Annotated in this window: 6 protein-coding genes; 2 read left to right on the forward strand and 4 right to left on the reverse strand. The window is 33.9% G+C overall.

Annotated features, from left to right (window positions below):
• From ACMUOV_RS08380 to ACMUOV_RS08390, 3 genes are all read right to left on the reverse strand, one after another.
• The coding region (locus ACMUOV_RS08380; RefSeq protein WP_413854687.1) for a hypothetical protein at nt 1-807 on the reverse strand (807 nt) is incomplete at its 3' end.
• A 12-nt stretch (nt 808-819) separates the two neighbouring features.
• A complete protein-coding gene (locus ACMUOV_RS08385) occupies nt 820-1,329 on the reverse strand; it encodes a hypothetical protein (protein WP_413854688.1) in 510 nt (169 codons plus the stop codon).
• 1 nt (nt 1,330) lies between these two features.
• The gene (locus ACMUOV_RS08390; RefSeq protein ID WP_413854689.1) at nt 1,331-5,677 is read right to left on the reverse strand and encodes a hypothetical protein; all 4,347 of its coding nucleotides are present in this window, start codon (nt 5,675-5,677) and stop codon (nt 1,331-1,333) included.
• A gap of 110 nt (nt 5,678-5,787) precedes the next feature.
• Between ACMUOV_RS08390 and ACMUOV_RS08395 the strand changes: the two genes are divergently transcribed.
• Nucleotides 5,788-6,273, forward strand: coding sequence for a hypothetical protein (locus tag ACMUOV_RS08395; RefSeq protein WP_413854691.1), 486 nt, complete (start codon nt 5,788-5,790; stop codon nt 6,271-6,273).
• The gene (locus tag ACMUOV_RS08400) at nt 6,274-7,284 is read left to right on the forward strand and encodes a hypothetical protein (RefSeq protein WP_413854692.1); all 1,011 of its coding nucleotides are present in this window, start codon (nt 6,274-6,276) and stop codon (nt 7,282-7,284) included.
• A 54-nt stretch (nt 7,285-7,338) separates the two neighbouring features.
• Here the strand turns inward: ACMUOV_RS08400 and ACMUOV_RS08405 are convergent.
• A partial coding sequence (locus tag ACMUOV_RS08405; RefSeq protein ID WP_413854693.1) for a hypothetical protein occupies nt 7,339-8,289 on the reverse strand: 951 nt, incomplete at its 5' end.

Below are 8,289 nucleotides of genomic sequence, written 5' to 3' on the forward strand. Positions count from 1 at the left end.
ACTATTATTCCATTTAGAATAGAATGTTGGTGATGAACTCCAGTTAGAAATACCACCATCACCACAAGAATAATCAGACCAACTTCTAGAACCTTTAAATCCACAACCATAGAATGAAGTATTAATATGTTCATAAGTTGTACTTGCATTACTATTTAAGAAACCAAACATAATACATTGATATTGAGAAGTAGACTCACTAGCAACAGCACATTTATTAAAGTTAAGATAACTAGATACAAATTTAGCACCACTATTAATCATAGAGAAAGCAGAAGATGCTTGAGCATTACTTCTAAATAAACATCTATCAAATGTAAGATTATTTAAACTAAATGTACCACCAGTAAATCTTAAGAAAGAACCACCATTCTGTGAATTTGTACTATAACAATATAAACCTTGTATTACATGCCCATTACCATTTATGTTAATAGTTCTTCCACTACCAATTAACATAAATCCATCTCCAGTAGTTCGTGATTTAACACCATTTGTTAATGTAGAATATACAGTAGTAGCATCCGTTAATGAAGAAGTATCATTAAATCTAAAGTGCTTTGTTAATTCTACATTTAATGTAGATAAACTATTATCACCATAGAATGTATCAACATTAGCACCAAAGTTAATGAATTGAGATGCTTTAGAAATTGTAACAGTACCAACAGTACCATCTTTGGTTAAGGTTTCTTCCCAGCTAGAATCATCGTATGTTGTTCTATCCCAAACATCCCATTCAATAACAGGTCCTGGTGGTTCAGGTGGTACAATACTTCTTACAACAATTAAAGGTCTAATATTCATAAATTACTCCCATTATACAGTAAAGGTTAACCAAGCATCTTGTGCAGGACTTGCTGTATTGCTGTAGATTGGTGTACTTTCAATAGTATCACCTGTATATCTATTAATAGTTACATTCCAAGTTCCATCAGGTTGGAAATATTGGAAACAGTGCCACATAAATTGAGTTAAGTTAGCATTATTCTCAAACCAGAACTCACAACCCTTACCCCACATAATGAATTGGTCGTGTTCACCACAAGCTGATTCTATATCACTTGCCGTAAGAACTTGAAGTCCTCCATCTTGAGTATATAGATAACCTTTCTTCACAATAGAAGAAGAAACAGTAGTTCCATTGAATTTGAAACCTTGAGCAGAAACTTGTGAAGAATGACCATCGTGCCACATTACTTTGACTACATAACCATCAAATGCAGGAGCAGAAGAGAATACAAGGGAAGAACCAAGATAGGCTTGTGCTATCTTGGAATTTCCCACATAGAGTTCACTAATATTTGTATTTCCTAATTTGAAACTCATATTAAGCCTCAGGAATTAGATAAAGTGTATTAGCATCTGGTGAAGCAGGTAATGTAGATACAAGTTGAATATGGTTAATAGCTGTATTACCACTATATGTAACCATACCAGTTGTAGCAGAAGCTATGGCATTTGAAACCTCAGTATCTGTTGCGTAAGTAGAAGGAATAGAAGTTAGATATCCTTGGTTACCTACCCATGTCTTTGTTGCCATATCACTAGTATCTGGTATTGCAGCACTAACAGTTTGAACTTCTGTCTTTGTAGCAAATGTAGAAGTATCAATAGTAGCATCAATTACTGCACTATCTCCACTAGCTGTAATAGTTACATTCTCACCTGCTAATATTGGGCAAACATCAATAGATACAGTATCAACATTAGCAATAGCGGTAGCAATAGCACTAGAAACTTCTGCATCAGTAGCATAAGTAGATGGTACAGTAGTTAGATAGCCCTGATTACCAACCCAAGTCTTTGTAGCAACAACTGAATCGTCAATAGAAATTACATCATTAGTAATATCAATTCCAGTACCTTCAGTATAAGTACTACCGCCACCGGCTTGACCACTAATGATAGCACTATCACCACTCACAGTAATAGTAATATTATCACCAGCACACAAACCAACTGGATTATCTAATGATACAACACTATCTTCAACTTTAACACCACTAGCACCACTTACTGGGTCAGGAATGTCTGTCTTTAGAGCATAATCTGTAAGTTCACTTGCTAATTCTGTTTCAGTAATATATTGAGAAGGAACAGATGTCAAATAACCTTGTTGTCCTACCCAAGTCTTTGTAGCGATAGTATTATCTACACTGATTACATCGTTAGTGATGTCAATACCAGTACCGGCTGTATATGTAGAACCACCACCACCTGTAGAACTAATAACTGCTGAATCACCACTAGCGGTAATAGTGATATTAGCACCTGCGATAATTGGGCATACATCTATGTCTACAGTTTCAGGTTTATTCTGAATATATGAAGGTTCAGTAGTATCGTCTTCAGTCCAATCTGATTGAACTTGTTCAAATGTTGGTAATTCAGCAGTAGCTGCACCAACAATAGCACTAACTTCATTAGATGTTACGAAAGAAGATACATCTGGTATTTCGGATTTCAAAGCAACAGTATTATCAATAGAGATTGTATTATTAGTAATATCAATACCATTTCCTGCAGTATATTCTATTGGTTCAACACTAGAAGCAGTACTAGAAATAACAAGATTATCACCACTAGCAGTAATAGAAATATTAGTACCAGCAACAAGATTTATTTCTTCAGGTTTATTCTGTATATAAGATGGATCAGTAGTATCATCTTCATCCCAATCACTTTGAACTTGAGAAGGAATAGCACTAACGGCAGTAGCAATAGCATTAGCAACTTCTGTATCGGTAGCATAATTGCTTGGAACTTCTGTTAAATATCCTTGTGAAGTAACCCAAGTCTTTGTAGCCATATCGCTAGTATCAGGAATATCATTCTCAATAATAGAAGATACAGAACCAACAATAGCACTTACTTCAGTAGATGTTACAAATTCAGTAACATCAGGAATATCACTCTTTAGAGCGACTGTATTATCAATAGAAATAGTATTGTTAGTAATATCAATTCCATTACCAGCTGAATAACTCTCACCACCTGATCCTGTGACGGTGCATGAAAGAACAGCACTATCTCCACTAGCAGTAATACTAATACCATTACCAGCAATAATTGGGCAAACATCAACATCTATTGTCTCGGGTTTATTCTGTATATAAGAAGGATCTGTACTATCATCTTCTGTCCAATCAGATTGAACATGAGATGGAATATTAGCAGTGGCTACATTGATAGCTGTTACAGTAGCATTATATACTTCAGCATGAGTAGAATATACACTTAAATCTGGTTTATTTAAGATTTCACTCTTACCACTTGTACTATTCCAATCTGCATTGACTTGTGCAGGAATAGAGTTAATAGCAGTTGCGATAGCATTATTAACTTCTGTGTCAGTAGCATAATAACTAGGAATTTCTGTTAAGAAACCTTGACTATTAACCCAAGTTTGAGTTGCCATATCTGATACATCAGGAATTTCACTTTCAATAATATTAACAGCAGAAGCAATTCTATTATCAACATAGGTAGTTGAAGCTAAATTACTAATATCTGGTATAATATTTGGATTAACAGAAATTACATTTCCATTTATTACAATACCCCATCCAGCATCATAAGAACCACTAGCACTTGGTGAAGAACCACCACCAATAGATGTTCCATTAAGTTCATACAAACCAATATCACTGAACCACAAATGAAGTTCATTAGAAACAGTTGTTGGGTCATCCATACGAGCAATTAAACTCATTGGGGTATCATCATAAACAACTCTAACAATAGTAGCAATCTGATGGCTTTCATCCATTGGTTCACCAAGTGTATCAGCAACAGAACAATCGTGTTGGAATACAGAACTAGTGAATGAAATAGCAGATGTACTATTACTCTGTATTTGAATTTCTGCCAAATCATTGTTAACTTCATCAGCAACAATCATTACATTAGCAGTTAATAGATATAAACCTTTCTTTAACTTGGTAGCATCAAGATTACCATTTAATTTAGTAGTATAATCAAATACATCTTTATAATAACCAACTTGTCCTTGAGAACTTTGGTCACTCAAAGATAAGTTAGCTTCACCAATCCAATAATTTGTATCTGGACTATTTGTATCAATATAGAATGTCTTTGTATTATTAACACTATCTGTTACAGAAGATACAGAAATTGTATTATTAGGTGAAACTATTTCAACAGCTGGTGTTAAATCAATATTAGCAATAGCAGTATCTGTATAACTATTAGCTGAAGCAATAGCAGTAGATGTAGCACTATAAACTTCATTATGAGTAGAATAATCGCTAAAGTCTATATTAGAGATAGCATTATCAGTGTATGAATTAGCACTATTAATAGCGGAAGTAGTAGCAGAATATATTTCACTATGTGTAGCATAATCTGATAAATCTGTGGCAGAAGCACTAATGGTTAATGTACCATTACCTTCAAATAAACCAATATTCTGTCCAGCAATTAATTCAATTTCATCTGGTTTATTCTTAATATAATCTACTTGTGTAGAGTCATCTTGTTCCCAGTCGGATTGAACTTGTGGTGGAATATCTTGTATTTCTTGTTCTAATGTAGCAGTAGCAGATGCTATAACATCTACAACATCACCAATAGAATTATCAACATAGTTAATGATATCACCACTTACATTGTTTATTGTAGAGATAACTTCATTTATAGAATTATCTGTATAATCATTAGCAATATTAACAGCAGAACTTAATTTCTCATCAATGTTAATTTGTTCATTGATGTAATCCATGTCAACTGAGATAATTTGGTTAGTAATGTTAATACCATCACCAGCAGTATATTCACCAGCACTAGGGTCTTTAACTATACTTGTAATATCTACAATAGAAATATTCTCTAAATCTACTGCACAATTAACAATACTATTGAAAGTGTATTTCAATGCTAAATCATAATATTGTAATGAATCTGGTACTACAATAATAGTAGAACCATTAATATGATGAATATGGTCAAATGAGTCATCTAATGTGAAAGACCAATCTTGTGAGAAACTCATATCTCCATCAAGATAAAGTTTACCTTCTACAAGATTATTATATTGGTCATCTAATGTAAATTTGGTATTAAAGTTTAACTGATAAACTTTACCTGGTTGTAATCTCCAACCACTCATATCATTAAGATATGTAATATCTTTGGTATCTTTATCTGTTAATACGAATGTACCACCATCACCATAACCAGTAGCTACTGAGTATTCTGTAACACCAGATACTGAAGCAATAGCTTCTTCAAGCTCATCAATTCTATCAATAGTATCTTGAATAGATAAATCGTAAGTATTACCGGTTCTATCAATTTGTACAGTACCATCACTAGATGTAATAGTAATAGTAGTTAATCCACCAGAACCACCAGCACCATGTCCAGGTTTAACATTATAACGGGACATGATAAGAGAACCGAATTTATTATAAATGTAGATATCGTAAGCATTATCTGGGCTAGCCAATACAATATTGGAACCCAAACTATCTAATGGAATTTGAAATGGAAGTAATGTGCCATCAAAGTCATTAGCACAATAATACTTGTCACGGGTTCCCTGATAATAAACTTCAATATAACCTTCTGTTAATGGTTTACCCGCAGTATTAACTATTTGGAATGCAGGGTCTAATAGATATGCCCACTGCACAATATCATTATCGTTTACCATATTAATCCTTCCTCCAAGGCATAGCCGTATGATAATTATTTGTATGTTTAATAATTAGTATAAATAATAGAAAGTTCAACCCCAAACATAAGGAAATTAAGATGTATTTCATGCCCAAATGGAAAGACCCTGGACGAAAGAGAAACTGCCATGCCGACCATAATTCACCAGATTATGTGAAGTATTATGATTTAGATTTAGAAGATTTCACAGATTTAGTCTTAAAGGTCAAAGATAACCAAAGATTAACAACAGAAGAAGATGATAGATATGCGATGTATGTTTATACAATAATCTACATTGTACAAGAGAATCCTAAATTTAAGAATAAACCTATGATAGAAAGAGCTGAACTATTTGAACAAGGGGTATTAGAACTATTACAAGCATTACCCAAATTTGAGAAAGATAGAGGTAGTTCAATATACAGTTTCGCATATAGATGTTGTTATGTTTCATTTATCCATTATTATGAAAGTAAGAAACAGAACTATCTTAAACAACAAGAAATTATGAAACATTGTAATGAAGAACTTGATGATTATCTTTATGAATTTAGCACACACAAAGTATCAAATAACAATAAGGAAGAATAAATGAGTAATATTAATATAGATGCAGTTCCAATGGATAAATCCGCATGTGGTTATTATCGTATCACAAATGTAGCAGATTTATTGTATCAAGATTATAATATCACTATCTGTCCACCAGGTAAGTTTCATTATCATAATCAAGATTACTATTTCACACAACGAGTAGCTGGTGAGAAGAACTTTGAAGCATTATTGAATATCAAGAACGAAATTAAATCTAAAGGGAAAGATATTAAATTTGTTGTAGACTATGATGATAATGTTTGGGATGAATTACCAAAGTATAACTTCACAAATGTACCTTGGCAAGAGAATAGAACTTCAATGAAAGAACATTTAAATGAATTAGCAGATATTGTTACATGTACTACTGAATCATTGAAAGATTCATTATCACAGTATGTGGATGCTCATAAGATTAGAGTTATCCCAAATATGTTACCAAGATTTAAATGGAATTTCCCAAGACTAGCCAAACCACAAACAAATACAATATTATATGCTGGTTCACCAACCCATTTCAGTAATCCAAATCACATGTATGGTGATTTCACAGCAGAATGGGATAAATTCTTGAAAGATAAAGATGTAGATATTATGGGTATTTGTCCTTGGTTTATTAAACCTAGACGAGTTTATAATTGGGTAGATATGATGAGTTATGCTCATTACTTCTATAATATAGCATATCAATGTAAGTATATTATAGCACCATTAGCAGATAATTTCTTTAACTGTTGTAAGAGTGATTTGAAATATCTTGAATCATGTGCTGTAGGTAGAGTATGTTTGGTTAGTGACTTTGATAATAGTCCATATCACTATGCTCACGAATTACAGAAGATTCCAGTTAGAGCCACAGCTAAACAAATAGAATATGCTATGAAACAATGTGATGCTCATTATGATGAAATTATAGAATATCAATATGAGTATTTAAATAAACGATGGCTTGAAGGTAATATAGAGAAATATAAAGAACTATTTGATAAACCTAAAGTTCAAATATAACAAGAAAGAGGGCCCCTTTGGCCCTCTTATTTGTTTGTTTATTCGGTCAATCTATTAGAGAACAACCTTGTTTGGAACTTCGTCTTTAATGCAGACGTAAGCAACACCACGAGGTTCAATTACACCTGCAATAGCGGCTACGGCCCATCTGGTCTTGTTAGTACCGGCTTCAACATTAACTGCGCGAGCACAGTGAACATTGATTCCTTCAATACCGCTAGATGTCAAGTCGGCATTAGACCAATCTTGTTTCTTCAAGGTATCAAATTCCATAACACCATCAAGACGAATTACACCAGTGTAATATACACCTTCTTTAATAGAGTCAACGAGTTTCTTGGATGCCAAACCAGCAGCTGTTACATTAGTACCATCTTTGAAGATAGCTTCTTTAGTTCCCTGACCAGCGAAATCAACTGGACGAACCTTAACAGTACCGGCTTCAACCTGTTCAATTACGATGAAAGCTTTAAGACTAGAGGTCTTATTACCAACAAGGTTAGTAGCATAAACATCTTTAATGAACAATGGTGTACCAACTGGGATATCTTCAGTTACACCACTCAATACGATAGTGTCAGCTGTAGCACCCTGTGTATAGGTAGATACTGTAGCGGAAGCCAATTCATTAGCCAAATCAGCAGAAATTTCAAAGGATGGTAAGAATTGCTGCATACGATATTCGGTTCCACCCATCTTGGTCAATTCACCCTTAGCATAGAGAGGTTCGGCATCAACTGGTGTGAAAGCCTGACCACAAGAAGCCATGATAGAATCAATCATTGGGTCAACGAAACCATAACGGGATTCGGTAGAAATAGAACGCAAGAAACCATTAGCCTTTGTAAGAGGGCCCCAACCAGCACCAACGAATGCTGTGTTAGCAAGACCAAGGTCGGATTCAATAACATCCTGAGTAAGACCTTCAATAAGAGCTTTACCATTTGGCTGAGCAATTTCTTTGTCCCAGTTTACATCGGTAACTGCTTCTACGAAGTCAGTATC

It is taken from the genome of Candidatus Ruminimicrobium bovinum, assembly GCF_902760015.1.
In the GTDB taxonomy this organism is placed as follows: domain Bacteria; phylum Elusimicrobiota; class Endomicrobiia; order Endomicrobiales; family Endomicrobiaceae; genus Ruminimicrobium; species Ruminimicrobium bovinum.